We start from the raw sequence: 26,364 nt of genomic DNA, 5'->3' as shown, positions 1-26,364 counted from the left end.
AAATTGCAAGAACCAATTTGCAAGAACCAAAAAAGCTCAAAAAGCCAAAAGCCCAATTCCAGGGACCAAATTACAAGAACCAAATTACAAGAACCAAAAAAGCTCCAAAAGCCAAAAGCCCAATTCCTAAAGCCAAATTCCAGGAACCAAATTGCAAGAACCAAAAAAGCTCCAAATGCCAAAAGCCCAATTTCCAAAGCAAAATCCCAGGAACCAAATTGCAAGAACCAATTTACAAGAACCAAAAAAGCTCCAAAAATCCAAAAGCCAAATTCCCAAAAGCCCAATTCCGGAACCGAAAAGCGGCCAAACCACAAACAAATTTAATTTTGTGATTTCTTTGGCTCTTACGATTTGTGATTTGGGATTTTCCCCTGGGTCTTGTGATTTTGTGATTTCTTTGAGTCTTGTGATTTGTGATTTGGGATTTTCCCCTGGGTCTTGTGATTTTGTGATTTCTTTGAGTCCTGCCATTTGTGATTTGTGATTTCTTTGGCTCTTGCGATTTGTGATTTGAGATTTCTTTGAGTCTTGTGATTTGTGATTTGGGATTTTCCCCTGGGTCTTGTGATTTGTGATTTTCCCTTGGGTCTTGTGATTTGTGATTTTCCCTTGGGTCTTTGCGATTTGTGATTTGAAATTTCTTTAAAAGAACCGGCGAATGATGCTGAGGATAACCGTTATCAGAACACTAAACACGATCATGGTGGTAATGGGAAAATAAAAGCGGAAATTCTCTTTTTCAATGCGGATATCGCCCGGCAGATGGCCGATCCAATGCAGTTTGTCGTGGAAGAAATAAATGATAAGTCCTATTACCACCACAGCGCCCCCAATGAGCATGATATACTTGCCGGTATCGGAATTCATAAAAAAGTAAATTTAATTACCCCTCAATGCTTTTACAGGTAATAAAAAGCTGTTAATTTCAACACCAAATTTACGGTATGCGTAAGATAAAATGGGCCCTGCTTATTCCGGCAATCTTGATCATTGTCTATTTGCTGGGGCCAAACCCCTCTACTCCCGTTTACTCCAGCGCTATGCCGGCGGTTCCGGCTGAACCGACAGCTCTGGTAAATTACATTCAGCAACAGGAAGCGGCTCACAAAATAAAACCCGATAATGAAGCCCGCATTGTATGGGCCAATGATTCATTAAAGAACAAGACCGAGTTTGCGTTGGTATACCTGCATGGCTTTACAGCTTCGCAGGGTGAAGGCGATCCGGTACACCGCGACCTCGCAAAAAAATTCGGTTGCAACTTATACTTGTCGCGCCTGGCTGAACATGGCATAGATACCACTGAGCCCATGGTTAATTTAACCGCTGATAAATACTGGGAATCGGCCAAGCAGGCTTATGCCATTGGAAAACAGTTAGGCAATAAAGTCATCCTGGTTGGTACTTCTACCGGGGGTACGCTGGCGCTGAAGCTGGCAGCAGAGTATCCTGAAATTCATGCGCTGATCTTAATGTCGCCCAATATTGCCATCAATGATCCTACCGCCTGGGTCTTGAACAACCCCTGGGGATTACAGATAGCGAGACTGGTAACCGGTTCAAAATATCTGGATTCAGAAGATAAACGGGAGGCTTACCGTAAATACTGGACCTATCATTATCGAATAGAGGCGGCCGTTAACCTGCAGGAATTGCTGGAAACCAGCATGCATAAAAAAACATTTGAAAGGGTCAGGCAGCCTACGCTGACCTTATATTACTACAAAGACCAGGTACACCAGGATAGTACGGTAAAAGTGAGCGCTATTAAAGAAATGTTCGCCCAGCTGGGAACGCCGGTTGATAAAAAGCGGGAAGTAGCCATGCCCAATACCGGTGACCACGTTATCGGTTCCTCCATCAGGTCTAATGATATACCGGGTGTTAAAAGGGAAACCGAACGTTTTATGACTGAAGTGCTGGGTTTAAAACCGCTATAGGCAATATGCTAATTTGCTATCCCGCAAAGCGGGACAGGTTGTGCTAATGAAATACCCCGGAAGAAATCGTTTCTCATACGAACAATATTTAAATCAAAATGGCTGGCTACCAATTGGTGACCAGCCATTCCTTTGATCGATTTTATTTCTGTTTACCACCTGTTATCTCTTCCATTGTTGTTCCTGTCGTTGTCGTACAGGTAGCCGCTCCTTTCGTTTCTGTTATTACGGCCATTGCGGTCGAATTTATCAGTTGAAGAAGATTTAACCACTACTTTACCGTTCCGGTTGATATCCACATTGATCAACTGGGCAGGTGAAACATACATGGTACTGTTATACATCACTTCTGTCCTTTTTCTAAAGCCTGATTGCTCTGTTTTATAAATGGTGATGGTGTGGTTACCCGGGCGAATATTGTCCATAACAAACGTATTATCCAGGTTGTACACCGTACCATCGATCTTGATCTGAACCTTCGTAACACGATAATTATTGGAGAAGGTTATTTTAGAGGCCTTGGGACCGGGAGCAGCAAAAGTGGTTATACTAAACAATACAGCGATAAGTGTAAAGATCTTTTTCATATACTGTTTCCTCCATTGTTTTGTTTGTATAATAGATGGTTTTAAATACAGGTTGTTTACTAAGGGAGTGTTAAAGGAACGCGGAGCGCTGAATGCCTAACGCTTAATGCTGAGCGCCGGCTCCAGTATAATGCGCCTGCCGCCATTGGGCAGGCAGGTTCCGCAGCAGTAAAAGGGTAGAAGTCATGGCAAAAAAAATGGCCCCGGGATTGGGGCCATTATTACATGGTATAGTGTTTAGCGTTTGTATCTGCCATCGCGGTCGTAGCCACGGTCATAATCACGGTCGCGTCCATAGTCTCTGTCCCGGCGGTCATTCCGGTCTAAACGCACATCAACATTTACCCTTTCATTGCGGTTGATATTAATATTCACCATTTCCCACGGTTTAACCATCATCGTGTTGCTGTAAACTCTTTGTGGACGTTTCCTGAACATTCCATAGTTATCTACTTTGTATACTTCGATGCGGTGACGGCCAGCGCGGATATTATCCATTACAAAACCATTCCGGTTGATGTTATATTGTTTACCGTCGATGAAGACCTGAATGAACTCATTGCTATTACTGCGAATGGTTACTTTGCTATTATTAGGGTAGGGATCGGCGGCAAAAACTGTTACACTGAACAGGATAGCGGCAAGCGTAAAGATCTTTTTCATATACTGTTTCCTCCATTTGTTTTATACAGTAATAGATAGGAAACAGCTTTCGTCGTTTACAAACGGTATGTTAAAGAACTAACGATCGTTATCCTGCAGCTTAACAACCCCTTCCCGTTTATACTTCATCACTTACTTTTATCGAATTCTTCCACGACCTCCATTTCGCCCTGGAATAGCTTCACTTTCATCCATTTTTTATCATCCTGCAGATTCACGATATACAGGGCGGGCTTGTCTTCTACGAGTATTTCCTGGATAACAAAGATCTTGTAGTCGTAGTAAACACTTTTTACCTGCGCACGAACAGTACGCGGCATCCGGTTCTCCTCATAATACTTCATAATAAAGCTGAGGTCGCCGCGGTTGTTATACACAATGCGATGCTGCACGCTGTCGCGGGTGAACACGGCCACACGGGTATCTTTGTTCTTGTGCCACACAACATCTGGTACATCGCCAAAGCGATTTACAAAATCGCGCATAGCGTTCACGTTAATGTCATTCAAATACTCGCTTTTCGGTTTCGTAGAAGATTTGGCTGGTGTAACATTAGCAGCAACCAGCGCATGGCCTGTTTGTTGGGAGTAGGCACACCCTGATAGTGCCACAAAGGATATACCTGTGGCGATCAATAATTTTTTCATAGCTATACTTTTACATGGGTTAAACAATCCTCCGCAATTTATTTGCTTACAGAGGCATTTATATTAAAATGGTATTGCTGCCTTTCACATGATAAGCTTCGTTTACATGCTTGAATAGTTGAAAGTAGTTCTGCTGCGTTCTTTTGCGGCTGATCCGCTCCTGTACAGCATTTGCAAAATGTTTCGCAACGTTACTTATTTGCGGTTAAGGTTATGTTAATTGGGAACTATGGAAAAGCATTATCGTAGCTGGATAACAAGGCGTACAAAAAACACTTATTGTTTTCGCTGCACAAACGTATAATGATTAATTATATTGGAAGGGCCTGAAAATTTTTTTACTACAAGTGGCTGAACATTGTTCGCCCAAAGCCATCGTGGCTGAAAGCTGCGCTACATCAAGAATTTTCATCGACTCGTCAAACAAATTCCGTGTGCCCGGCTACATTGGTTTGCTTTGTATGAGGAATTAAGTCACCCATTTTTTTAACCTAAAACACATATTTATGCAACGCAGCTTATTTACAACCGCCTGTACAGGGCTACTTACCGGCGCCATGATCCTTTTACAGGCATTCACTGCAAAAGCAGGCGGTGAGGGCTTTCAGATCTATCTTAATAATAAATTGATCCTCGAGCAGTCGGGCAGCCAGTTCACTTTACAAAGTCTGCCTTTGGATAAAGCCAATATAAACGATGAGCTGGTGGTCTATTATTACCACTGCCACGACAAAGGCAAAGCCAGGTCCATTGCCGTTAAGGACACTAAAGGAACCATTATTAAAGAATGGAAATTTGGTGATGCCAGTGGTCCCCGTTCTGGCATGAAGATCCCTGTAAGAGAGTTATTACAGCTTGAAAAAAGCTATGCGCACACCAGCATCAGCCTGGTCTATATTTCGCAACAACTGCCAAAAGGCCGCGCACTATCTGCTTTACAGTTCACCGGTAAAAGCACTACCTGGCGGCATCAACAGGAATCATGGCCGGTTTGGCAGGTAGGATTCGTAAAATAAAAATATCATCAAAGGTTCATTAAAATGCCACAAGCTGCAGACAACAGGCCGCAAGTCGTACAGTAAGTCTGTATTTACCTGAAGCTTATTGCCTGCAGCTTGCAGCTACATGCTGATCGTTATAACCCTAAACCTGTTCTGACAACAGCTCTTAAAACGTCTTTTTATATTCCTTCGTCACTTCCATTTCGCCCTCGCTCACCTGTACATGTTTAAAACTGGTTGCATCTTCCAGGTGCACGATGTACACCAGAGGCTTCAAGGGCTGGTGAACCTCTTCAACCAGCGTAATGGTATAATCATAATACTGGCTTTTTACGATTCCCCTTACCTCGCGCGGTAGATTCCTTTCGGCATACTGCTTTACGGTATAAACATAGCTGCCACGGCTATTGTATACAGTACGGCAAAAATTGTTCTTTTTATCAATATACTTCGCTACAAAGCCGGTCTCAACTTCCATCCAATTGGCATCATTAGCTGATGGGCTTCGCTTCAAAAAATCACGCATTACTTTAATAGGCACCCGGTTGATATTGCGTGCATTCATGTGTAACGAACTCATATTATCCGCTACAATGGGACGGCTGGCCTGTTGGGCAGTGGTGGGCCCGGCTGTTGCTGCAAACGCCAGGCAGGTTGCTATCAGTAACTTTTTCATGGCTGTATTTTTTTAAATATGCAATTGGACTTATAAAGACAAAGCAACTTAATTATTGCTCTGGTGTTTTTTTAAATTAGATAAACCCAGCAGCTTTTCGGCAATCGTTTAAAAAATGGCAATTGTGGCGTTCGGCTTGTAAAATGGTTGTTTGTCGAAATGCGGTGCTATCAGGAAAAGAAAAAACGCCGTGCGTGGGTAACAATAAAAACATAAACCAGGAACTGACTGGTTTTATCATACAAAAACCTTTCATGATCACCGGGGCTATTATCTTTGCCTTTTGTAACCTAGTAACATGCAGCGAAAGATCATATATCTTATTAATCCTATTTCCGGTACCAAAGGAAAATCTTCTTTGAAAGAGTTGATTGCCCGTGAAACCACTAAACGCCAGCTACCCTTTGAGATCCTGCCCACAACCGCTGATGGTAATTACGATTTCGTTAAAGACAAAATAGCAGCAGAACAGGTAACAGATGTGGTGATCTGTGGTGGCGATGGTACCGTAAACCAGGTGGTTCGCGATCTGGCTGCCACAGACGTACAGTTCGGTATAATTCCTATGGGCTCAGGCAATGGACTGGCGCTGGCTGCCGGTATTCCAAAAGCCAGTGCAAAAGCCCTGGAAGTTGTTTTTACCGGGAAGGCCATATTGACCGACGGTTTTATGGTGAATGATGATTTTGCCTGTATGCTGTGCGGACTGGGTTTTGATGCGCAGGTGGCTCATCAATTTGCCGATCAGCCTAAAAGAGGTCTTGGCACCTATGCCTCGCTTACTGCCCGCCATTTTTTTAGCGCCAGGCCCTACCCCTTTCGTATTACTGCCAATAAAATGGAGTTCAGTACAGAAGCTTTTTTCCTCAGCATAGCCAACAGCAACCAGTTCGGCAATAATTTCACTATTGCTCCGCAGGCCATTTTGAGTGATGGCTTGCTGGATGTTGTAATTGTAAAAAAGATCGCCAAACCCCTCTTGCTGTTAACGGTAATGCGCCAGGTACTGGCAGGCCGCATAAGGCGGATAGAGAACTCCATGAATTCGCCCGTCATTTATTTTCAAACCGATGAATTGTTTATCAGCAACCCGGCAGAAGCGCCCATTCATATTGATGGAGAACCCTGGGTGTGCCAACGGCAATTACACATAAAAGTATTACCGCGCTTTTTTAAACTGATACACGCTGCTAACGTATCGTGAGCGGATGTGAATTCCTGATCAGCTGTTTAAAAAACGTAAATGTGCGCTGGTTGCCCGAACTGCCCAGGGCATTGGCGATATCCTTCTTTTCACTTTTGGTCAAATGAAAATTCAAAGCGGCCCGGGCTTCCTGTTTTTCAGGAACGTATTGAAAGCAAAGATTGTAAAAGTAATTGCCCATCATGGAATGAGCCAGCCCCATGAGATCATTCTGATTATACTCCTGCATTTTGTACCAGTTGTATTCAAGTAACAACATGGGTTTGGTGGCAAGCTCGGTAATATTCGTTGACTCATAAGGATGTTCCCAGCCGCCGGTCTTACGGTCACGGATAGTGATCAGCACCACGCCGGCTGTGTTTTCCCGGATCCATTGCTGAAACACCTGTATGAACCGAAGCGCTGTTTCCTGGCCATAGTTATCGCGAATGCCTGCATCCATTACATCTATCACCGGGTCACTGGGTAGCCATACATTGGGCAATACGTAAGGAAAAGTGGCATTCATTCGCAGGGCAGTGAGCATACGAAGGTTCAGCGGATCCTGTTTGGCGAACAGGGCCTGGTAATCCACTGCATCCGGCTCGGCTTCTGTTATATGATTGCTGTCGTAGGCCGGCCGCATTAGAAAGCTCATGGGTTGGGTGCTAACAATCATTTTACGCCCATCGCGGGTAACCACCGAATTAAACAGCATCAGGGGTATGCGTGCATTTTTTTCATCATCATACCAGTCCTTCAATTGTTTGTTCAGCATGCCGCGCGTATTGGCATTCAGCTTCTGCTCAAATGCATAACCGCGGTCTTTTATATATTCGTACGGTCCTACTTTGAACCGCTGTGCCGGCGCCGCCAGGTCGCGGGCTACAAATGAGGTAAACAAGGGGTTGAGCAGATCATTTGAAATATCGTTGAGATACTGTTTATGCTGCACATTGATAGGTTTGCCTGCCGCCCTGGCCCTGCTCAGCTCACGGAAATAGGAAGCCCCCAGCATACCACCCGAAGCCCCGGTAATGAGCACCGTTTTATCCATTAGCTCGCCATTGGTCAAACTGTCGAGGTGTTGCAGCACGTTCATGGTAAAAGTTGCGCTGCGGTTGCCGCCGCCACTGGTAGTTATTACAAACATCAATGGCTTTGCTTCGGTTTGTTTCTTTTTCCAGTTCTCCAGGATGGAGATCATTTGTTGTTTGTCGTGCCGGATGCGTTCAGGCGAACAAAGCGACAACAAGGTTTCTGCGGTATATAATGGGCGTTGCTCTTTGTTCTTATAGTTCAGCCCGTAGGCTTTATTACTGGGATCGATTATTTCATAGCGGTATAACAGGTTCGTTACAAGGAACAATAGAATGAGGAACGGAATGCTCCAGCTTTGCAGAAAGTAAGAAAAGGCGCCGGAAACGGCGATCAGGATGGCAAAAAACAGGGTAATGCCTGCCGCAGCGGGCAGCTGGAACAAGGGATTATCGAGCCAGAAACCCAACAGGATAAGCCCGATAAAGGCAAGAAAAATGGAAACCACCGCAGCAAAGTGATGGCGGCTGAAAATGGTTTCTATGAATTCCCGGCTGTAATGCGATACGTCGCGCACTTTTTTCAGTTTGAACAGGGCGCTCAGATACCATTCTACCTTTATAAGCCGGCTATGATTGAGCCTGGTTTCGTCTTTTTTGAACTGGGCCTTAAACAATTGGGGGTTACTGATCACCGGCGTAAGGCGGCGGATAATATTTTTATCGGCTTTGAAAAAATAGAAGAGGGAAAAGACCACGATGACGATCAATCCGATCACAAACCCCACCACGAGCAGGGCAATTTCACCAAAGGTCATCAGCTCTTTATAACGCTCAAATGCCACTGCCTTTATAAAATAAAATATTAAAAAAACCAGTGGAATGACCCCGTTATTGATGCAGTATTTTAAGAATGGATTGGAAGTTGTGGCCAGGAACCGGAAATGACGGCTGAATAAAATGAAGGTGGTAATGTTCCAGCTCATGATAAAAACGCCGATGGCCATGCCCACAAACAGCGCGGCCAGCATACTCACATTTCCCAGGTATTCGGGGGCAAGGTACAGGGAATCTGCGCCGAACGTCTTCATAAAAGTACCATTCACCGTACTGAATAATACGAACCAGAAGATCAGCAGCACCTGAAATTTCTTAAAGTGCAGCATAACCAGCTGAACAGGAAAAGAACGATATAATCCTATCAAAAAAAGTTTCATACTAACCAGTGCATTAGAATAGTGTTGGACGCAGGAACCGGGTAAACCGGTCTCATCCCCAATTTACTATAAAACGAAAAGACAGTGCCAAGATTATGAAGGTTGCTTAAAAGATGTCTGCCGGGTGAGAAATAACATAGCGACCAGGCTCAGCACCAACAACATTCCGGTGATCTGGTGCAACTGCGCCATCCACTCGAACGTTCCCCAGCGATTGGGAATTATGCCGGTACTGGTTAACACGGAGAATATGCCCAATAAAACCTGTATGATCACCAGGATGAGGGGCCAGCGCCGGGCCTGATGGAACAGGCTGCTAGCAGGTTTGATGCGAAAAACTTTAACAGAATAGATTATTATCAGGATCAATAACGCATATGCGAGTCCCCGGTGAACGAAATGTATAGTGAGCTTATTTTCAAAAAAATTAAGCGTTACGGGCTTTTCTTTGAGTAATCCGTCGGGTATCCAGTGGCTGTTGATCGTTGGCCAGGTGGGCGCTGCCGTGGCAGCTTTATGTCCGGCCATCAGGGCGCCGAAGACCAATTGCACGAATAAAATAATGGTGAGTGCCCATGACCAGCGGTAGATCGACGGATAATTACCTGTTTTTTGAGCAGGGATCTTTATGCGCAGGCCGAGCCAGAAAGCATAGGCGATGAGGGCCAGGGCGAAAACAAAGTGCATGGCAAGGCGGGTGGGACGAACATACACGGCATCGCCAGTAAGGCCGCTGGCTACCATGATCCAGCCGATGGCGCCCTGTAAAGCACCCAGCAGAAAAAGGATCAGCAGCGGGGTCACCATATCCTTTTTAATGTATTTTTTTGCCAGCAGGTATACAAAACCTACTACAAATGCCACGGCGATCAGGCGGGCCCACAGGCGGTGAAACCATTCCCAGAAAAAGATGAATTTAAAATCAGTGAGGGTAAAGTCGGTATTGAGTAAGCGGTATTGAGGTGTTTGCTGGTATTTATTGAATTCTACCTGCCATTGTTGCTCGTTCAGGGGGGGCAATGCGCCGGTAACCACATTCCATTCGGTGATGGAAAGCCCCGAACCGGTGAGGCGGGTCACGCCGCCCAGGACCACCTGCACCAATAACATGATCACCCCTAAAAATATCCAGTTGGAGACTGCCCTGTTGGCACGTTGTTCAAGAGATATGGTATTCATCGCGCCGCAAAGGTAGAACAACAATGTGATAATGTGATAATTCGATAATTTGATAATGAAATGCCGTATTCCATTAGCACATTAGCTAATTAGCACATTGTTTATTGCGCCGAAGGCGCCCTGTATTCCATCATCACATCATCACATTATCAAATCATCACATTACTCATTGCGCCACCTTGATATACCCCCACCCTTCCTGTTGTCTGGAAACAATTTCGTAAATGGCGTCTGGCACAATGTCTACACCGGCAATCAACTGGGTTTTATCTACATTGTTCCGTTTCATGGTGGCCGCACAGACTTTGAAACTGGCTTTTTTATTACTGCTCAGTTCCTGGATGGCATCTGCAATGATCGATTTGTCTTTCAACACCATACCAAGGGCGTCGCTGTAAATAGCTACTTCCAGTTTGGCGTCGGGGCGGGTTTGCGATATACCCTTCAGCTGCCTGATAACTGTTTTGTGGGCAGCCGTGTCGCCGCTGGTGATGTCAAATATCACTTTGTAGGGAGCAGTTTGCGCAGCTTTATTGCCGGTAGTTTGCGCCATAGCCAGCACAGGTGAAAAAGCAATCACAAACAGTATTAAGAGATCCTTGTACATACAGAGAAATTTTTTATTCATTAAGGAAAGAACCGTTTCTTATTTGTTGTTCGTCTTCACAGACCGCTGAATGGGATCAAACGGACCAAACTTATGTTGCTGTTCTGAAAAACTATCAGCATATGGCCCGAAGGGATAATCAATGGGTTTGGTATTCTTCTTTGGCCAGTCCTTTGAAAGGTCTTTATACGGATGTGGTTGCGCATTAATAAATGCCGCCACATCCCAGGCCTGTTCGTCTGTCAATTGCGAATTGCCGTGCGAAACACCGTATGGCATATTGTCCTTTACATAACCGGCCATTCGCGATAACCGGTACAACCCGGCGCCGATATTGTAACTGGCAGGTCCCCACAACGGCGGGTACAGGTAACCGCTGCCAGTAACAGTATCCGGCATACCCGCGCCATTGGCGCCATGACAAAGCTGGCATTTTTCGATAAAAACTATTTTGCCTTTATCAGGATCAGCCGGGCGATCCATATATTTCAAAGCAGCAATACCAGATCCCAGTGGCTTTTTGCCTTTTGGCACGTTGGTGCCTAACCAGTGCATATACGCAACAATGGCCCGCATTTCCCGGCTATTGCTATCCAGCGCCTTGCCATTAAGGCTTCGTTCCAGGCAATCGTTTATCCGTTTTTCAATGGTTTCAATGGTACCGCTGCGGTCGCGGTATTTGGGATAGGTAGAAGATACAGCGCCATAATTATTTCCCCACGCTTTAGTGCCTGCAGCGAGGTGACAGTTCTGGCAATTCATCCCGTTTGAAATGTGTGCTACTTTTCCTTTCGGCCCCAGGTAAAAAGAGGTACGTGCAATAAGATCGCGGCCATAACGTATCTGATCACCCGCAGCCGTATGGGGAATAGCGGCCGTATCGGGCGCCTGCCACGGCATTTCCGGTTCATTTGCCGCCACCAGAGTGGCTTTTTGTTGTATACCACCCGGTTTAGGTTGAAAAACGTTCAGCCAAATGACGACAGGCGCACCAATCGCCAACATACCAATTACCAGTTTACGGTTCATAACAGCAGGCAGTATGCAGGTTAGCGTGCATACCGGATATAATACACCCGGTATGCAACGTGTAACCCGGTAAATAAGGGGTTTAAGAAAGGTAAGGCAGTTGACCTGTAAGGCGGCTCATCTAAGCTTGCACATAGTGAATGTGTTTTAACCTCTCAGGGCAGCCCACACTAACCCGCAAAGCAGTAAGTACAGCCTTTTTCCTGTGCACGGCCTAATGCCCATACACCGGAAGGAACGACCTGGATGTTTGGTAACACCCCGGCCAGCCATTCTTTCTTCACGGTTTCTGCATCCATATTCATTGCTTCTGCCGCCACTGCACTGTAAACGGTTATCGCCATATTGCACACGCAGAACATAACGCCGTTATCCTGCAATTGATTAATAGCAATGGGCACACTTCCAATGCCTGGTATTTTATAATCTTCTTTGGGTTTCCAGAACGGATTCATGGTAGCCGGTTGTTTCGTAACAGGATCATGTGCCTTGAACAACTCACCCATTTTGTATTTCGACCACAGATCGCTCTGCAGTGCATAAGGAATGGCATCGTGCCGAAGCACTACGACCACACTGCAATCCTTTTCAGGCGTTCCGGTGGCGGCATTCGTAAGCAAAAAAACTTTTGGCCATGCAAAGGGCATTAGTTCATGAGGTTGTGTAGCATCGAATACGATGCGATGTTTCCCTTTTATTTTATTGAACCAGGCTTCCACATCTGCAAATTCATTGTCGGGATGTTCAGGCGCTGCCTGCATCTGGAACGGAGTTAAAGAAACTGTACCTAAAGCAGCCGCACCAGCGGCCAGTTTACCTAAAAAGTCGCGGCGCGATTCAGCATTTACATTGTTGGTTTGCATATACAGCCAATTTTAGTGAAAGAAGAAGATGAAATAGTCTCAAATACATATTGAACCCATATCGTAGTTAATAGGGCAGACCGGTATGTACAGGTAAGGAAGTAAGGGCCGGTAACCTACCGGCACAGAACATGGACAACGCATTCATGGAGTAGCCCAATGCATCGCAACATTCCCTTGCGTTGGTACAAATGATAACCTCGATGTAAAAATCCCCGATTATGGTTATTCAGTAGGTAGGAGACGGCTGGGTACTGCAGGGGTTCTTGCAGTTATAATAATTGAGTGGATGAGGTTCACTAATGCAAAGCCGTAAAAGATGGGATCTCCGCTCGCCTGGTCTGTATATTAGAAGTACATTAAATCCTTATTAAAGATACTTATTCTATATATAAGCCACCAAATTAATGTGGCAATTTTTCACGCAGCAGACCATAAACCCAGGTGCCTGCAATGGCGCTTAACAGGGTAACAATGATCACCGTGGCGCCTGTACCTATCAATGCATACAGCGGCCCGGGGCATGCTCCGGTTAACGCCCAACCCGCGCCAAATAACAGTCCGCCATATATTTGTCCCTTATTGAATTGTTTTGGATGCAATTCAATAGGCTCGCCATATATTGTTTTCACTTTGAATTTTTTGATCAGCCATACCGAAATAATGCCTGTTACCACAGCGGTTCCAATGACCCCGTACATGTGAAAATTTTGCAGGCGGAACATTTCCTGGATGCGGAACCAGGACACTACTTCTGCTTTCACCAACAGTATTCCAAACAAGAATCCCGCCACCAGGTATTTTATCGAATGCCACCAGGGATGTTGTATACGCGATTCATTGATACATATTGTATCCAGTGAACGTACTTCAAAATCAGTATTGGTCTCTTTGACTGTTACAGGTTTTGATATGATGTCTCTTGTTTGCATGGGCTCAACTTTACAGGTTTAATACAACAGGAATAACCAGATTGGCAGTAACAAAACCACCGATCATAAAACAACAGGTAGCCACCAAAGATGGCCATTGCAGGTTCGACAGTCCCATGATGGCATGACCAGACGTACAGCCGCCGGCATACCGGGTTCCGAAGCCTACCAGGAAACCGCCTATTACCATCAATATAAAACCGCGTATGGTGAAGAGGGAAGGCCAGTTAAACAGATCGAGCGGCACCAGCGACGAATAGTTTTGAATATTATACTGTTGCAATTCGTCTTTTAGCTGCGGGTTTACGGCAATTGGTTCTCCATTATTTAACAAACCGGCAGCAAGCATGGCGCCCAGTACAATGCCGGCCACAAAAAACAGGTTCCAGCTTTCTTTTCGCCAGTTGTATTTAAAAAAAGGAATATTAGCCGGGATACAGGCTGCACAAAGATGCCGTAATGAAGACGACACCCCAAATGTTTTATTACCCATGATCAACAGAAGCGGAACAACCAGTCCGATCAACGGGCCCGCCACATACCAGGGCCAGGGTTGTTTTATCCATTCCCAAATTTGCATACTGACTAAATTTTGGTAAATATGGTGGTTTCATAAAAAAAGCTGTGCGACATAAATCACACAGCTATAAGTTAATGAAAATTTCCGGTCAGGTTTTTAACCTACAACATCGTGGTAGGACAAACATAGTCGGTTACCGGGAACTTACCTGATTCTTTCATGGCCTTAAATCCGCCTTTTACATCTATGAGATTGTCGAAGCCCCTGGCTTTTAAGATAGACGCAAAGATCATCGACCGGTAACCGCCTGCACAATGCACATACCAGGTCTTATCTTTATCCACCTGTTGCATGCTATCGTTTACAAAATCCAGACTGGCATTTACCGCCCCTTTAATATGCTCTGCATCGTACTCACTGTTTTTACGTACATCCAACACATTTATATCGGGGTTTGCTTCATAAATAGCAGCCAGCTCTTCGGCACTGACCGAAGTAATGGTATCAATTTCCTTACCTGCTTTTTTCCATGCCTCCAGCCCTCCGGCCAGGTAACCAATGGCATTATCATAACCAACGCGGGCCAGGCGGGTAACCACTTCTTCCTCGCGGCCTTCTTCGGCTATGATCAATATCGCTTGTTTGATATCGGGAATAAGCGCTCCTACCCAGGGCGCAAAATTGCCATCGATACCAATATTGATCGAATTGGGAATAAATCCTTTCGCAAACACCTGCGGATCGCGGGTATCCAGCATCAGGGCATTGGTCTCATTGGCAGCCGCTTCAAATGCTTCCACGCCCAGCGGATGCGTACCCTTTCTTATGACTTCCGTAATGCTCTCATAACCCTGTTTGTTCAGTTGTACATTCAGCGGAAAATATTGTGGCGGCGCTGTTAAGCCGGTGGTAACTTCTTTAATGAATTGTTCTTTGGTCATATCAGCGCGCAATGCATAATTGGTCTCTTTCTGATGTCCCAATGTATCGGTAGTTTCCTTACTCATGTTCTTACCGCAGGCGCTGCCGGCGCCATGCGCCGGATAAACGGTGACTGTATCGGGCAGGGGCATGATCTTGCTCCGCAATGAATCGTATAATAAACCAGCCAGGTCTTCCTGTGTAATATGATCGGCTTTTTGCGCCAGATCAGGACGGCCAACATCTCCGATAAACAAGGTATCGCCGCTGAACAGGGCCACTTCTTTGCCCTGCTCGTCTTTCAGCAGGTAACAGCTGCTTTCCATGGTATGGCCAGGGGTATGCAAAACTGTAAATGTCAATCTGCCAACTGTAAAAACTTCACCATCGCGCGCGATATGTGCATTGAACGACGGCGTGGCTGTTGGACCATATACAATGGTTGCCCCTGTAGCTTTTGCCAGATCGAGGTGCCCCGATACAAAATCAGCATGAAAGTGAGTTTCAAAAACATATTTTATAGTCGCGCCATTGCGTGCAGCTTTTTGTATATAGGAATCAATTTCCCGCAAAGGGTCAATCACCACAGCTTCGCCTTCACTTTCTATATAATACGCACCTTGTGCCAGGCAACCCGTATAAATTTGTTCTATCTTCATAACAATGCTGTTTAAATAATCAACGCAATTTCTGTTTTATGGTTTTAATAGAATATGACTTTTATCACAGAGCCTGTTAACAGTAAACAGGATCCTTATGTAAATAATAGTTCATGTACCAATATAAACAATCCTGTCGCCAGCACAAACCAGCCAAATCCTCTCTTCAATTGCTGCCCGGGAATTTTATCACTTAAAGCTGTGCCCATAAAAATGCCCCCTACGGCAATAGCGGTAAAGACCAGTAACTGCCCCCAGTTTATGGTATAATGCGACAGCGTACTGAAAAATCCAAAGAACGAACTGATAGCCATGATCGTCAATGAGGAGCCAACGGCTATTTTCATGGGCAGCCGGCTGATCAGCACCAGGGCCGGAATGATCAAAAATCCGCCACCTGCGCCCAGTAAACCGGTAATAGCGCCAATCAACAATCCCTGCAACAAAAGGCCGCGAGTTCGCTCTTTATACATAGCAGGCGCAGGCGCCGTCTCTGCCGACCTGATCATTGACACCGCAGCAACCAACATGAGCAGGGCGAACAGCACCATTAAAAAAATACCTTTTGTTATCACGAGGTCACCAATAGCAAATAAACGATCGGGGATCGCTGGCAGTATATACCGCCGTACTAAAAATACCGATAACAGGGAGGGAAGACCGAAAGAAACCACAACATGAAAGTCGATCAGTTTTTTGGAATATGCCCGGGCGCCGCCAACAAGGCTGCAGCTTCCTACAACAAATAATGAATAGGTAGTGGCCAACACCGGATGCACATGCAACAGGTATACAAATACCGGTACGGTGAGTATGGAACCCCCTCCACCTATTAAGCCTAACGATGCGCCAATTAATACGGCTGCTAAATAACCGGCTATTTCCATGTAAGTAAAAATTCAATAATGCAAAACACAAAGGTTTTAAATGATCATGCACAGTTAACCGGGTATGGCATCCTGATCATGCATCATTTCATGAAGGTGCGCTAAAATAAAAATGCCATAGGTGACGAAGGTCACAGTAAGGATGATTGTAGTCATAACGGATAGACTAATGGCCTTTGCGAACGGAGAAATATTTTCTAAGTTTTCGTTCTATCGATTAAGGTATGTTAAAATAACCGGGATAAAGATTCAACAGCTTTTAATACATACCGGTTACAATTGAATAATTTCAATGGCATTCCGGTGCAGCTTCACCTTGCCGAATTGTTCCATTTTTTTAAGCAGCCTCGATACTACTTCCCGGGAAGAATTCAATTCATTGGCAATTTCCTGGTGATTGAGGGCGATCAGATTGGTACCCATAGTATCCTGGTGTTTTTTCAGGTAGAACTCCAGCCGCTCATCCATACCGCGGAAGGCGATATGATCGATGGTGCTTAACAGTTCTTCGAACCGTGCGCGATAGGTTCCGATCACAAAATGATTCCAGCTTTTGTATTTACCCATCCACTCTTCCATAAAATGTAATGGAATAGCAATTATTTCAGTTTCCTTTACGGCCTTTGCCATAATGGCACTTCGTTTATGTTCTGCCGCACACACCATGGATAATGCGCATGCCTGACCTGGTTGCAAATAGTACATGAAAAACTCATTGCCATCGTCGTCTTCCCGGTAAATTTTTACCAGTCCGTTCAAGATCAACATGGTTGACCGGAAATATTGCCCGGTACGCATCAGTTGCTCCTCCGTTTTAAAAAAGCGGATCTCGCCCTGCTCCTGGATTTCACGTTGCAGTTCTTTTTCAAAAGCGGGGAATAGCCGGGGTATTGCGCTTATTTCCATATTGGGAATGTGATGTGTAAAAAAACAAAGTTGGTAAATAAAATTTAAATACAGCCATACCTTATTTTTGAGCCAAATAAAACCAATTGCTCAAAGTATTCTACCAAACCGAACTGCTTGAAGCTGGCTGCGATGAGGCTGGCCGCGGCTGTTTGGCTGGTCCGGTATTCGCTGCCGCCGTAATTCTGCCGGAAGGATTTTTTCACGAAAAGCTGAATGATTCCAAACAGGTGAATGAGGAAGACCGGTATGAATTAAGAAGTTTTATTGAAAAAAATGCCGTTTGTTACCAGGTGGCCATGGTAGATCATGAAGAAATTGACCGCATCAATATTCTGAACGCTTCTTTCAAGGCTATGCACCTGGCGATCGCCAAATTGCAAAAGAAAGCCCAGTTCCTCATTATCGACGGCAACAGATTCACCAAGTACAAGCGGGTGCCGCATCAATGTATCGTGCAGGGCGATGGGGAATATGCCTCTATTGCAGCTGCCAGCATACTGGCCAAAACCTATCGCGATGATTTTATGCGGAACCTCCACAGCGAATTCCCGCAATATAAATGGAATACCAACAAGGGCTATGGCACACCCGAGCACCGCAGGGCCATTGATGAGTTTGGCTTAACCCCCTACCACCGCCGTTCATTCCAGTGCACTTCGAACCAATTGCAACTGGATATGTAAGAAGAAATCTCAAATCGCAAGACCCAAGGAAATCTCAAATCTCAAATCACAAGGCCCAAGGGAAAATCTCAAATCACAAATCGCAAGACCCAAGGAAAATCTCAAAACTCAAATCGCAAGACCCAAGGGAAAATCTCAAATCACAAATCGCAAGACCCAAAGAAATCTCAAATCGCAAAGGTCCAAATAAATCACAAAATGAAGCTCCAAGAAAAAAGCCTCAATAATAGAGGTTTTTCGGATTTTGCGTTTTGAAGGTTCTAAATTGAATTTGGTGCTTCTCTGGCTCCTGAGATTTGCATTTTGGCTGCTTCTTTGGCCCTTGAAATTGCGTAATTGGGGCTTTTTTGGTTCTTGTAATTTGGTTCCTGGGGTTTGGCTTTAGGAATTTGGTTCCTGGAATTTCGCTTTCGGAATTGGGCTTTTGGCTTTTGGTGCTTTTTTGGTTCTTGTAATTTGGTTCCTGGGGTTTGGTTCTAGGGGTTTTGTATGTCAAAGCATTTCCGGGAAAAAATGCAATTTCCTTTCTTCCCATTCGCTTTTTAAAATACTGAAATAAATGCTGTCGCGCCGGCGGTTATCATGCATGAGCATATGGCTGCGCAAAACGCCTTCAGGCTTCATGCCTACTTTTAACAAGGCGGCTTTAGCCCGTTCATTCAGGTTATCGGTCTTTATTTCAACCCGCTCCATTTTCATCACTTCAAATGCAAAAGAAAGCAGGGCGAATTTTGCCTCGCGGTTTACGCCGGTGCCCATAAACGAAGTGCCAAGCCAGGTACTTCCTATTTCGAGCCGTTTGTCGTAAAAAGAAATGTTCAGGTAGCTGGTGCAGCCGCATATTTCATTGGAATGTTTGTCGATAACGACAAAAGGCATTCTTACTTCCTGCGCCCGTTCAGCCAGCAGTTTCTGCATCCAGTTGCTCAACTCCTGCTCTTTGCTGAGGTCATTGGTAAAATATTTCCATATCGACTGGTCTTTGGTCAGGGGCAACAGCAGGTCAAAGTCCTGTTGCGTCATCAATCGTAACAACACCCGCGGGGTTTCCAAAGTAAAATGGTCGGGAAAGAATTTCTGGTATTCAGTCTTGGTAGCAGTCATAATATTTGCAAGCGTTTCTTTTTGTATCGTTTAAGTGTATGTACCGGCGCGCTACGGTGTATTCATCAGCACAACCTGTCCCGCTTTGCGGGATTAGCAAATTAGCTAATCAGCACATTCATTTCCGGCGCATTTCATTTGCCCATTTGCTAATTTGCAAATTTGCCAATTAGCTTATTGTCACATTAGTTTCCCACTCCCCTGCTCCCTGGCGTATCAATACAGGTTCATCACCGGTGCAATCGATCACGGTAGAGGGCACCATGCCTCCAATGCCCCCATCAGCCACCACATCAACCAGCTTTTCAAAATTGTCGTGCATCAGTTCGGGATCGGTGTATTCTTCTACCATCGTGCCAGGCAAAGTAGTACTTAATATCGGATGTCCGAGCTCTTTTACAATGGTGCGTGCAATTAAATTATCGGGAATACGCAACCCGATCGTATTTTTTTTGCTTTGCAATATTTTAGGCACTTCCTTACTGGCCGGCAAAATAAACGTATAGGGACCCGGCAAATAATGTTTTAACATACGGTACATGGGCGTGCTGATGCTTTTTGTATAACGGCTCAGGTCACTCAAATCGTAACACACAAACGAAAGCTGCGCTTTTTGCGGATCAATGTTCTTGATGCGACAAATGCGCTCGATGGCCTTATGCTGAAAAATATCGCAGCCCAAACCATAAATGGTATCGGTGGGATATATAATTATTCCGCCTTTCGACAAAACATTTTTGATGGTTAAAATGTTTCGCGGTTGTGGATTTTCCGGATGAAGATGTAACAACATAACGGCAAATTATAGTTTTTAAGGTAAGACTCATAACCATAACGGCAAAATGTGCGCCCCGGTTACACATGTCATTATTTATATAAATGTTAAAGCCGTTTGTGTATTAGGAACTTCTTTATTCAGTGTACATGATTTTAATATTAAATTTGCGCAAACTTATTTCATGCAATTACAACCTGTTGACCGCGTTGACTCTATCAGCGCCGAAGATTTTCAGCAGCGTTACTATCTGCCACTGAAACCAGTTGTTCTTTCCAACCTGGCCAAAGAATGGCCGGCCTATACAAAGTGGAACTGGGCTTATTTTAAAGAAATAGTGGGTAGTAAGAAAGTAGGACTGTACAATAATATCAAAAGCGACGCCTATACGCCCATCAACACCGCCGATGATTACAAAACATTTGGCGAATACGTTGATATGATCAGTAAAGGCCCGGCCGGGTGGCGGATCTTCCTCTTCAATATATTTGACCATGCGCCGCAATTGACGCAGGATTTTACCTGGCCCGATCATTTAATGAAAGGCTTTGTAAAAAAATACCCCATGTTATTTGTGGGCGGCGCTACCAGCATCACCCATATGCACTTCGATATCGACATGTCGCACATCCTGCATACCCAGTTCGTCGGGCGCAAAAAAGTGTTGCTGTTCCCGTTCGAAGAGCAGCATAAATTATACAGAAAGCCATTTGAAGTATTAAGCCTGGCCGACTTTTCTAACTATAACCAGAATGGACGGCCCGATTATACCCAGTTCCCCGCATTGAAACTGGCCAAAGGATTTGAAGTGATCCTAAACCATGGCGATACACTGTTCATGCCTGCCGGTTACTGGCATCACATGGAATACCTGGATAGTGGCTTTGCCATGAGTTTGAGAGCTTTGCAATCCAGCATCGGCGGTAAGCTGAAAGGCGCCTGGAACTTGTTCGGTATGCGGAATATTGATACCCTCATGAAGAAAACCGCGCCCAAATGGTGGTATGAGTATAAAAAGACCAGTCTTTTGAAAGCGGCCGAAAAAGAAATGGAGTCAGCCGACTTCAAATAATGATGATGGATTTTTTAATTACGGTTTGATCCAACTTAAGAAATTCAAGTTGTGGCTCAGACATTAAAAAATTTTAAAAAAATTATTGATTTTTAACAAAACTGTCTTTATTTTTACCGCGCTATGTGCTGAATTAATATTCTCACCGGCACGCACTCTATACGTAATCCAATCTCCCGATTTCCAACCATCCAATTTCCGTTAACCCTCCAATTTCCAAATAAATAATGAAACTATAAATCACGTACGGATATTCATTTGTTCGTACTATATATTGTCCGCCACCCTTTATAATTATCTCTGTTACCGTGTTGCCGACCATTTGTGTTCAGAAACTGCAAAAGAAAAGATTGTACCAATAACTGAAACTAACTGCTCTTACTCCTGTATTAGCAGCCGTTATCACATTCATTATTCCTGGAAGGGGATCATCCTTGGTATGCAAAGGCCATCCGGTCTGCATGCACTGATGCACTGCCTTCTAACCATATAGCAGGTTTGTCCATCATCCATGAACCGTTTTTACTAAGAGTATATATAAAATATATAGAACAACATATTGCTTAACTTCTTTCTTTTTGTGGTTTCAGAGGTAAGCACAGGCCGGCGATATCCATCGCTGGCTCCTTTTTTTTAAGGCGCCACGCTAAATGTGCCACGCCTTAAAAGTGTGGCAGATTTTAGCATAAGGAATACAGTCATCTTTCGATAACAGCCATGCCTTTTTCAGACTGCCGCTTCTAAGATCTTTTTGCAAGAAACTGCTTACTAACTGCCACCAATGGCCTTTCTATATACATATAAACCAGGTAGCCTGCCACCACGGTAACTGAAAACAAAATAACGGCAAACAGGTAGGCATTGGCCGCCAGGTTCAGCCATTTCAGGCAGATGGCCGTTGCGCTTAACGTAAATGGATGGATCAGGTATAAAGAGTAAGACGAATTCCCTACTTCGAGCAATACCGTTTTCAAACGGGCGCTGCTTCCTTTAATAAATCCTTCCAGCTGTAAGAAACCGGTAAATACCATCAGCATGGGAACTCCCCATAACCAGCCCCTGTACTCTTGCTGCCGGGGCAATTCAAAAACCGTTTCTGCCACAAGCACTAGTGCTCCTGATATACACAAGCTTACGCCGAGGGCTGTATTGGGCCTGATGAGCTTTTTATGGAACAAATAAAAGACGCCCATACCATAAATGAACTCGAGGAATAAATTGCTAGTAAAAAATTGAAAGGTAGGACCCGGATAAGAAAACAGCAATCCGGCCATTACCAATACCAATAACAGCACCGAAGACAATTGCATCGCTTTGTAGGTGCCCCTGTATATATACAGGCCAAACAGTATATAGTACAGGAACTCATAGCTGAGTGTCCACCCGTTCGAATTAAGGTATCTTTTACCGTTGGGAACTAATGTGTAGGATGCCCAGATGCTGGTTTCGCCGCCTGAAGTATTAATGATCTCCGGTTTATAAAAAAATATTAGTAATCCGAGGGTGGTAGTAAGCCAGTACAGCGGAATGATCCTTCTTACCCGGTGCAGCATGAACTGCCCAAAATTCAACTGGCGGCCGATGGTTGACACACACATGATGTAACCGGAAATAATAAAGAACAGGTCTACCCCCGCCTCGCCAATGGTGAAACCTTTCAGGGCGTCATTCCCATACTGCGCGCCTTTGATAGCGATATGCAACAATACTACCAGTAACGCGGCAATGCCCCGCAGGATCTGAACAGACTCAATATTAGCATCATTCTTACGGGAACCGGAATGCTGCGGAGCTATTGTTTCTTTCATAGTTGGTTTGTCAGGGTACTGGTATTATTCCGGCGGACAAAAAGAAACCAGCGCGAAAACGATCTTATTCATGCTGAATATAAATGCTCGCGCTGGTATTACAGGTTATTGATTAAGCAATGGTCCAGGTTTCTTTACCCCTTAACAGTTTGTCAAGGTTTCCTTTACCCTTCGCCATCACATCTTCGATTTGCAATTGCATTACATCTTCATAACACGCCCGGTCTGTTTCATAGAACACGCCAAAGGGACGTGGTAAATGTCCTTCAACGCGCGGATCATCGAACATGCGCACCAGGATCTGTGCTTTGTAGAAATCTCTTTCATCATGCACCCACAGGTCTGAAGTGGAAGCACCATCATTCAGATCAACGATCACCGGCTTAAACCCATCGAGCTTGATACCTTTATCCTTGTTGGCGCCGAAGACCAGTGGTTTGCCATGCTCCAGGAAGAGGGTATTATCGGGTTTGCTTGCTTTCTCTGTAAAGATCTCAAAAGCGCCGTCATTAAAGATGTTACAGTTCTGATAGATCTCCAGGAAAGAAGCGCCTTTATGCCTGTGGCTTCTGATCAATGCTTCCTGTAAATGTTTCGGATCACGATCCATCGTACGGGCAATAAAGGTCGCATCTGCCCCCATGGCCAATGCCAATGGGTTGAACGGATGGTCAATGCTGCCGTATGGGGTCGACTTGGTTACTTTATTTTCTTCTGATGTGGGCGAATACTGTCCTTTCGTTAAGCCATAGATCTGGTTATTGAACAACATCACATTCACATCGAAATTGCGGCGCAGCAGGTGAATGGTATGGTTACCACCAATACTCAATCCATCGCCATCGCCGGTAACGATCCAGACACTCAGTTCGGGGCGGGTTGCCTTCAATCCGCTGGCAATCGCTGTTGCGCGGCCATGGATCGAGTGCATACCATAGGTATTCATATAATAAGGGAAGCGGCTGCTGCAGCCGATACCTGAAATGATCACAATATTCTCTTTGGGAATTCCCAAACCCGGCATGATCTTTTGCACCTGTGCCAAAATGGAATAATCCCCACAGCCAGGACACCAACGTACCTCCTGATCGGTGGCAAAATCTTTTGGTGTCAGAGCTGGCGCTGTAATTTCACTCATAGTTATAGAATTAATGCAAAATTATCGGAATAACCAACAAGGAACAAGCTTTATTGATTGCGGGAATTGTTAATATGACAATGGGCTGACCGTTGATCACACAGTAGCCGGTTTACGAGCAGAAATGTTGTTGAATTCGTACATTCAACACTTAAAACCGCCTAACATGCAAAGACTTATGGTTTGTATTTGCCTGTTCATTGCCATCCGGGTAACAGCACAAAACAAACAGCCTGTTACTGTTACAGATATGCTGAAAATAAGATCCATCGGCAATGTTACCCTCTCGCCCGATGGCAGCAAAGCAGCCTTTACAGTTACCACCATTGAAAATGATGGCGAAAGCAAACTGGATTATAAATATGTGACGCAGATCTGGATGGCGCCCACTGATGGCAACACGGCCCCCCGGCAATTGACCACCGCCAAAGAAAATGCTACGCAGCCGGCCTGGAGCCCCGACGGCAAACAGCTGGCCTTTACGCGTATGACAGATGGAAAAAACCAGGTATTCCTGCTTTCACTCGAAGGCGGCGAAGCCATGCAGCTGACCAAATATAAATATGGCGCCACTGCGCCCCGGTGGAGCCCCGATGGGAAACAGATCCTGTTTGCCAGCTATATACCGCTGAATGATCTTTTAAAAGATTCCATACTGAACCCTGCCAAAAAAATCCCCAACTGGCCCATTGAAAAACCAGGCTTCGACAATAATGAACAGTTGAAACCCACAACAGCCAAAGCCAACCCCGACGGCACGCTGGAAGAAGTAAGGGCTTACCTCAACAACAATGTGAATGATAAAAAAGCGCGGGTCATTAACAAGCTCAATTTCCAGGATGAGCTTAACATCAACGGCGATCTTGGCTTTATTCATTTCTTTATTACCGGCATTGGTTCCGGAGATGCGCCCAAACCGCTGACGCCCGGGTTTTATTCTTACGGTTCCGCCGAGTTTACGCCCGATGGCAAACAACTGGTTTTTTCAGCCCATATAGATTCATTGCAGCATCCCAACCGGTCGCAGGAAAATGAAATTTACATAGCCAATGCCGATGGGAGCGGATTGCGTAAGCTGCTGGGCAAAGAAAAAATGGTGTACACTTCACCCAAAGTTTCTCCATCGGGCAAATGGCTGGCCTTCCAGTTCTCCGACGAATCATGGGTAACGGTTCCCAAGCTGGCTATTATGCCACTAAATGGTTCAGAAAAAGATATGATCGTTATTCCCTTCGACCGTTCAAAAGGAAATTTTACCTGGAGTGCTGATGAGAAATACCTGTACTTCATAGCGCCCAGCAATGGCGGCATTCCCCTGTACCAGGTTAACATAAAGACCAAACAGGTTGAACAGTTAACTGATTATAATGCCGGCATCAGCAGCTTTGATGTAGCCAATAATAAACTGGTTTATGTAAAGACCGAAGTGGCCAATCCCTTTGAACTGTACCTGGCCGATGCCAACGCCAGGAATGCACGCCGCATCAGCGACTTCAACCATCACTGGGTGCAAAACAGAACGCTGTCATTTCCCGAAAAGAAAACCTTTACGAACGATAAGGGAATGACGGTGGAGTACTGGGTCATGAAACCTGCCAATTACCAGCCCGGCAAAAAATATCCCTTGTTGCTAGAGATCCATGGCGGACCTTCTGCCATGTGGGGTCCAGGTGAAAGCAGTATGTGGCATGAATACCAGTTCTTCTGTAATAAGGGCTATGGCGTGGTTTACTGCAACCCCCGCGGCAGTGGCGGTTATGGCGAAGCCTTTTTGCGCGCCAATATAAACGACTGGGGCAAAGGCCCCAGCAGCGATGTGTTAACGGCCCTGGACAAAACAGTGGCCGAAGGCTGGGCCGATACATCGAAACTCGCAGTTACCGGTGGCTCTTATGCCGGCTACCTGGTGGCGTGGATCATTGCCCATGACCACCGCTTTAAAGCAGCCTGTTCACAACGCGGGGTATATGATCTCAGTACGTTCTTTGGTGAAGGCAATGCCTGGCGGCTGGTGCCTAACTATTTTGGCGGCTATCCCTGGGAACCAACGGCCAAAGCCAACCTCGAACGGGAATCACCTATTTCTTATGTACACAACATAACCACACCCTATATTATATTCCACGGCGATAATGACCGGCGCACCGGCTTCGTAGAAAGCGAAATGATGTACCGCAGCCTGAAAGTATTAGGCCGCCCGGTGGAATATATACGGCATCCCAATGCTTCACATGAAATAACGCGTAGCGGCGACAACCGGCAACGGATTGATCAAATGTTGCGCACCTGGGAATTTTTTGAAAGGTGGATTAAATAAAACGCCT

Annotated in this window: 26 protein-coding genes; 6 read left to right on the top strand and 20 right to left on the bottom strand. The window is 45.1% G+C overall.

All coding sequences use genetic code 11. The features are described from left to right. Nucleotides 1-126: 126 nt before the first annotated feature. Nucleotides 127-474, bottom strand: coding sequence for a hypothetical protein (locus tag JUB15_RS05970; RefSeq protein ID WP_207511418.1), 348 nt, complete (start codon nucleotides 472-474; stop codon nucleotides 127-129). Nucleotides 475-645: 171 nt separating this feature from the next. Beyond that, on the bottom strand, nucleotides 646-870 hold the full coding sequence (locus JUB15_RS05965; protein ID WP_207511417.1) for a DUF2905 domain-containing protein: 225 nt from the start codon (nucleotides 868-870) through the stop codon (nucleotides 646-648). 77 nt (nucleotides 871-947) lie between these two features. Here JUB15_RS05965 and JUB15_RS05960 point away from each other — a divergent pair, with 77 nt between their 5' ends. Next, on the top strand, nucleotides 948-1,943 hold the full coding sequence (locus tag JUB15_RS05960) for an alpha/beta hydrolase (protein WP_207511416.1): 996 nt from the start codon (nucleotides 948-950) through the stop codon (nucleotides 1,941-1,943). 152 nt (nucleotides 1,944-2,095) lie between these two features. Here the strand turns inward: JUB15_RS05960 and JUB15_RS05955 are convergent, their stop codons facing one another. The 3 genes from JUB15_RS05955 to JUB15_RS05945 form a co-directional block, all read right to left on the bottom strand. Continuing rightward, nucleotides 2,096-2,530 (bottom strand): DUF8447 domain-containing protein, encoded by a 435-nt coding sequence (locus JUB15_RS05955; RefSeq protein WP_207511415.1) that lies wholly within the window; start codon nucleotides 2,528-2,530, stop codon nucleotides 2,096-2,098. Nucleotides 2,531-2,767: 237 nt separating this feature from the next. Continuing rightward, entirely contained in the window at nucleotides 2,768-3,193 is a 426-nt protein-coding gene (locus tag JUB15_RS05950) for a DUF8447 domain-containing protein (protein WP_207511414.1), read from the bottom strand. A 128-nt stretch (nucleotides 3,194-3,321) separates the two neighbouring features. Beyond that, complete coding sequence (locus tag JUB15_RS05945; protein ID WP_207511413.1) at nucleotides 3,322-3,840, bottom strand: hypothetical protein; 519 nt, start codon at nucleotides 3,838-3,840, stop codon at nucleotides 3,322-3,324. Between the two features lie 506 nt (nucleotides 3,841-4,346). Between JUB15_RS05945 and JUB15_RS05940 the strand changes: the two genes are divergently transcribed. Then, nucleotides 4,347-4,856 (top strand): hypothetical protein, encoded by a 510-nt coding sequence (locus JUB15_RS05940; RefSeq protein ID WP_207511412.1) that lies wholly within the window; start codon nucleotides 4,347-4,349, stop codon nucleotides 4,854-4,856. Between the two features lie 151 nt (nucleotides 4,857-5,007). Here JUB15_RS05940 and JUB15_RS05935 read toward each other — a convergent pair whose 3' ends face one another. Continuing rightward, nucleotides 5,008-5,517: a hypothetical protein gene (locus tag JUB15_RS05935; RefSeq protein ID WP_207511411.1), complete on the bottom strand. Its 510-nt coding sequence runs from the start codon at nucleotides 5,515-5,517 to the stop codon at nucleotides 5,008-5,010. 298 nt (nucleotides 5,518-5,815) lie between these two features. On the opposite strand from JUB15_RS05935, the gene JUB15_RS05930 reads away from it, so the two are divergent. Continuing rightward, a complete protein-coding gene (locus JUB15_RS05930) occupies nucleotides 5,816-6,721 on the top strand; it encodes a diacylglycerol/lipid kinase family protein (protein ID WP_207511410.1) in 906 nt (301 codons plus the stop codon). Here JUB15_RS05930 and JUB15_RS05925 read toward each other — a convergent pair. The 10 genes from JUB15_RS05925 to JUB15_RS05880 all read right to left on the bottom strand — a co-directional run bounded on the left by JUB15_RS05925 (nucleotide 6,708) and on the right by JUB15_RS05880 (nucleotide 17,457). After that, nucleotides 6,708-8,954 carry a patatin-like phospholipase family protein gene (locus JUB15_RS05925; protein WP_207511409.1) on the bottom strand — a complete coding sequence of 749 codons (2,247 nt, stop codon included), beginning with the start codon at nucleotides 8,952-8,954 and terminating at the stop codon, nucleotides 6,708-6,710. The genes JUB15_RS05930 and JUB15_RS05925 overlap by 14 nt on opposite strands. A gap of 93 nt (nucleotides 8,955-9,047) precedes the next feature. Further along, nucleotides 9,048-10,133, bottom strand: coding sequence for a COX15/CtaA family protein (locus JUB15_RS05920; RefSeq protein ID WP_207511408.1), 1,086 nt, complete (start codon nucleotides 10,131-10,133; stop codon nucleotides 9,048-9,050). 166 nt (nucleotides 10,134-10,299) lie between these two features. Beyond that, nucleotides 10,300-10,740 carry a DsrE family protein gene (locus JUB15_RS05915; RefSeq protein ID WP_207511407.1) on the bottom strand — a complete coding sequence of 147 codons (441 nt, stop codon included), beginning with the start codon at nucleotides 10,738-10,740 and terminating at the stop codon, nucleotides 10,300-10,302. A 39-nt stretch (nucleotides 10,741-10,779) separates the two neighbouring features. Continuing rightward, complete coding sequence (locus JUB15_RS05910) at nucleotides 10,780-11,769, bottom strand: c-type cytochrome (protein WP_207511406.1); 990 nt, start codon at nucleotides 11,767-11,769, stop codon at nucleotides 10,780-10,782. A gap of 170 nt (nucleotides 11,770-11,939) precedes the next feature. Next, a complete protein-coding gene (locus JUB15_RS05905) occupies nucleotides 11,940-12,632 on the bottom strand; it encodes a twin-arginine translocation signal domain-containing protein (protein WP_207511405.1) in 693 nt (230 codons plus the stop codon). A 404-nt stretch (nucleotides 12,633-13,036) separates the two neighbouring features. Further along, the gene (locus JUB15_RS05900) at nucleotides 13,037-13,564 is read right to left on the bottom strand and encodes a DUF6691 family protein (protein ID WP_207511404.1); all 528 of its coding nucleotides are present in this window, start codon (nucleotides 13,562-13,564) and stop codon (nucleotides 13,037-13,039) included. 10 nt (nucleotides 13,565-13,574) lie between these two features. Then, entirely contained in the window at nucleotides 13,575-14,144 is a 570-nt protein-coding gene (locus JUB15_RS05895) for a YeeE/YedE family protein (protein WP_207511403.1), read from the bottom strand. Nucleotides 14,145-14,245: 101 nt separating this feature from the next. Further along, nucleotides 14,246-15,664: an MBL fold metallo-hydrolase gene (locus JUB15_RS05890; protein ID WP_207511402.1), complete on the bottom strand. Its 1,419-nt coding sequence runs from the start codon at nucleotides 15,662-15,664 to the stop codon at nucleotides 14,246-14,248. Nucleotides 15,665-15,759: 95 nt separating this feature from the next. Then, complete coding sequence (locus JUB15_RS05885; RefSeq protein ID WP_207511401.1) at nucleotides 15,760-16,551, bottom strand: sulfite exporter TauE/SafE family protein; 792 nt, start codon at nucleotides 16,549-16,551, stop codon at nucleotides 15,760-15,762. Nucleotides 16,552-16,824: 273 nt separating this feature from the next. Further along, nucleotides 16,825-17,457 (bottom strand): Crp/Fnr family transcriptional regulator, encoded by a 633-nt coding sequence (locus JUB15_RS05880; RefSeq protein ID WP_207511400.1) that lies wholly within the window; start codon nucleotides 17,455-17,457, stop codon nucleotides 16,825-16,827. Between the two features lie 86 nt (nucleotides 17,458-17,543). Here JUB15_RS05880 and rnhB point away from each other — a divergent pair, with 86 nt between their 5' ends. After that, nucleotides 17,544-18,143, top strand: a complete 600-nt coding sequence (gene rnhB, locus JUB15_RS05875; protein WP_207511399.1) for a ribonuclease HII — start codon at nucleotides 17,544-17,546, stop codon at nucleotides 18,141-18,143. A 492-nt stretch (nucleotides 18,144-18,635) separates the two neighbouring features. Here rnhB and JUB15_RS05870 read toward each other — a convergent pair whose 3' ends face one another. Both JUB15_RS05870 and JUB15_RS05865 read right to left on the bottom strand, forming a co-directional pair. Next, nucleotides 18,636-19,247 carry a GNAT family N-acetyltransferase gene (locus tag JUB15_RS05870; RefSeq protein WP_207511398.1) on the bottom strand — a complete coding sequence of 204 codons (612 nt, stop codon included), beginning with the start codon at nucleotides 19,245-19,247 and terminating at the stop codon, nucleotides 18,636-18,638. Between the two features lie 169 nt (nucleotides 19,248-19,416). Further along, nucleotides 19,417-20,040, bottom strand: coding sequence for an L-threonylcarbamoyladenylate synthase (locus JUB15_RS05865; protein WP_207511397.1), 624 nt, complete (start codon nucleotides 20,038-20,040; stop codon nucleotides 19,417-19,419). Nucleotides 20,041-20,206: 166 nt separating this feature from the next. On the opposite strand from JUB15_RS05865, the gene JUB15_RS05860 reads away from it, so the two are divergent. Next, entirely contained in the window at nucleotides 20,207-21,094 is an 888-nt protein-coding gene (locus JUB15_RS05860) for a cupin-like domain-containing protein (protein ID WP_207511396.1), read from the top strand. Between the two features lie 740 nt (nucleotides 21,095-21,834). On the opposite strand, the gene JUB15_RS05855 is transcribed toward JUB15_RS05860, so the two are convergent. Beyond that, nucleotides 21,835-22,902 carry an acyltransferase family protein gene (locus JUB15_RS05855; protein WP_207511395.1) on the bottom strand — a complete coding sequence of 356 codons (1,068 nt, stop codon included), beginning with the start codon at nucleotides 22,900-22,902 and terminating at the stop codon, nucleotides 21,835-21,837. A gap of 112 nt (nucleotides 22,903-23,014) precedes the next feature. Then, nucleotides 23,015-24,040, bottom strand: coding sequence for a 2-oxoacid:ferredoxin oxidoreductase subunit beta (locus JUB15_RS05850; RefSeq protein ID WP_207511394.1), 1,026 nt, complete (start codon nucleotides 24,038-24,040; stop codon nucleotides 23,015-23,017). 166 nt (nucleotides 24,041-24,206) lie between these two features. On the opposite strand from JUB15_RS05850, the gene JUB15_RS05845 reads away from it, so the two are divergent. Further along, nucleotides 24,207-26,357 (top strand): S9 family peptidase, encoded by a 2,151-nt coding sequence (locus JUB15_RS05845; RefSeq protein ID WP_207511393.1) that lies wholly within the window; start codon nucleotides 24,207-24,209, stop codon nucleotides 26,355-26,357. The last annotated feature ends 7 nt before the right edge of the window (nucleotides 26,358-26,364 follow it).

The sequence above is a fragment of the Longitalea luteola genome (genome assembly GCF_017356035.1).
GTDB lineage: Bacteria > Bacteroidota > Bacteroidia > Chitinophagales > Chitinophagaceae > Niastella > Niastella luteola.
This window is presented reverse-complemented; position numbering and strand designations above follow the sequence as displayed.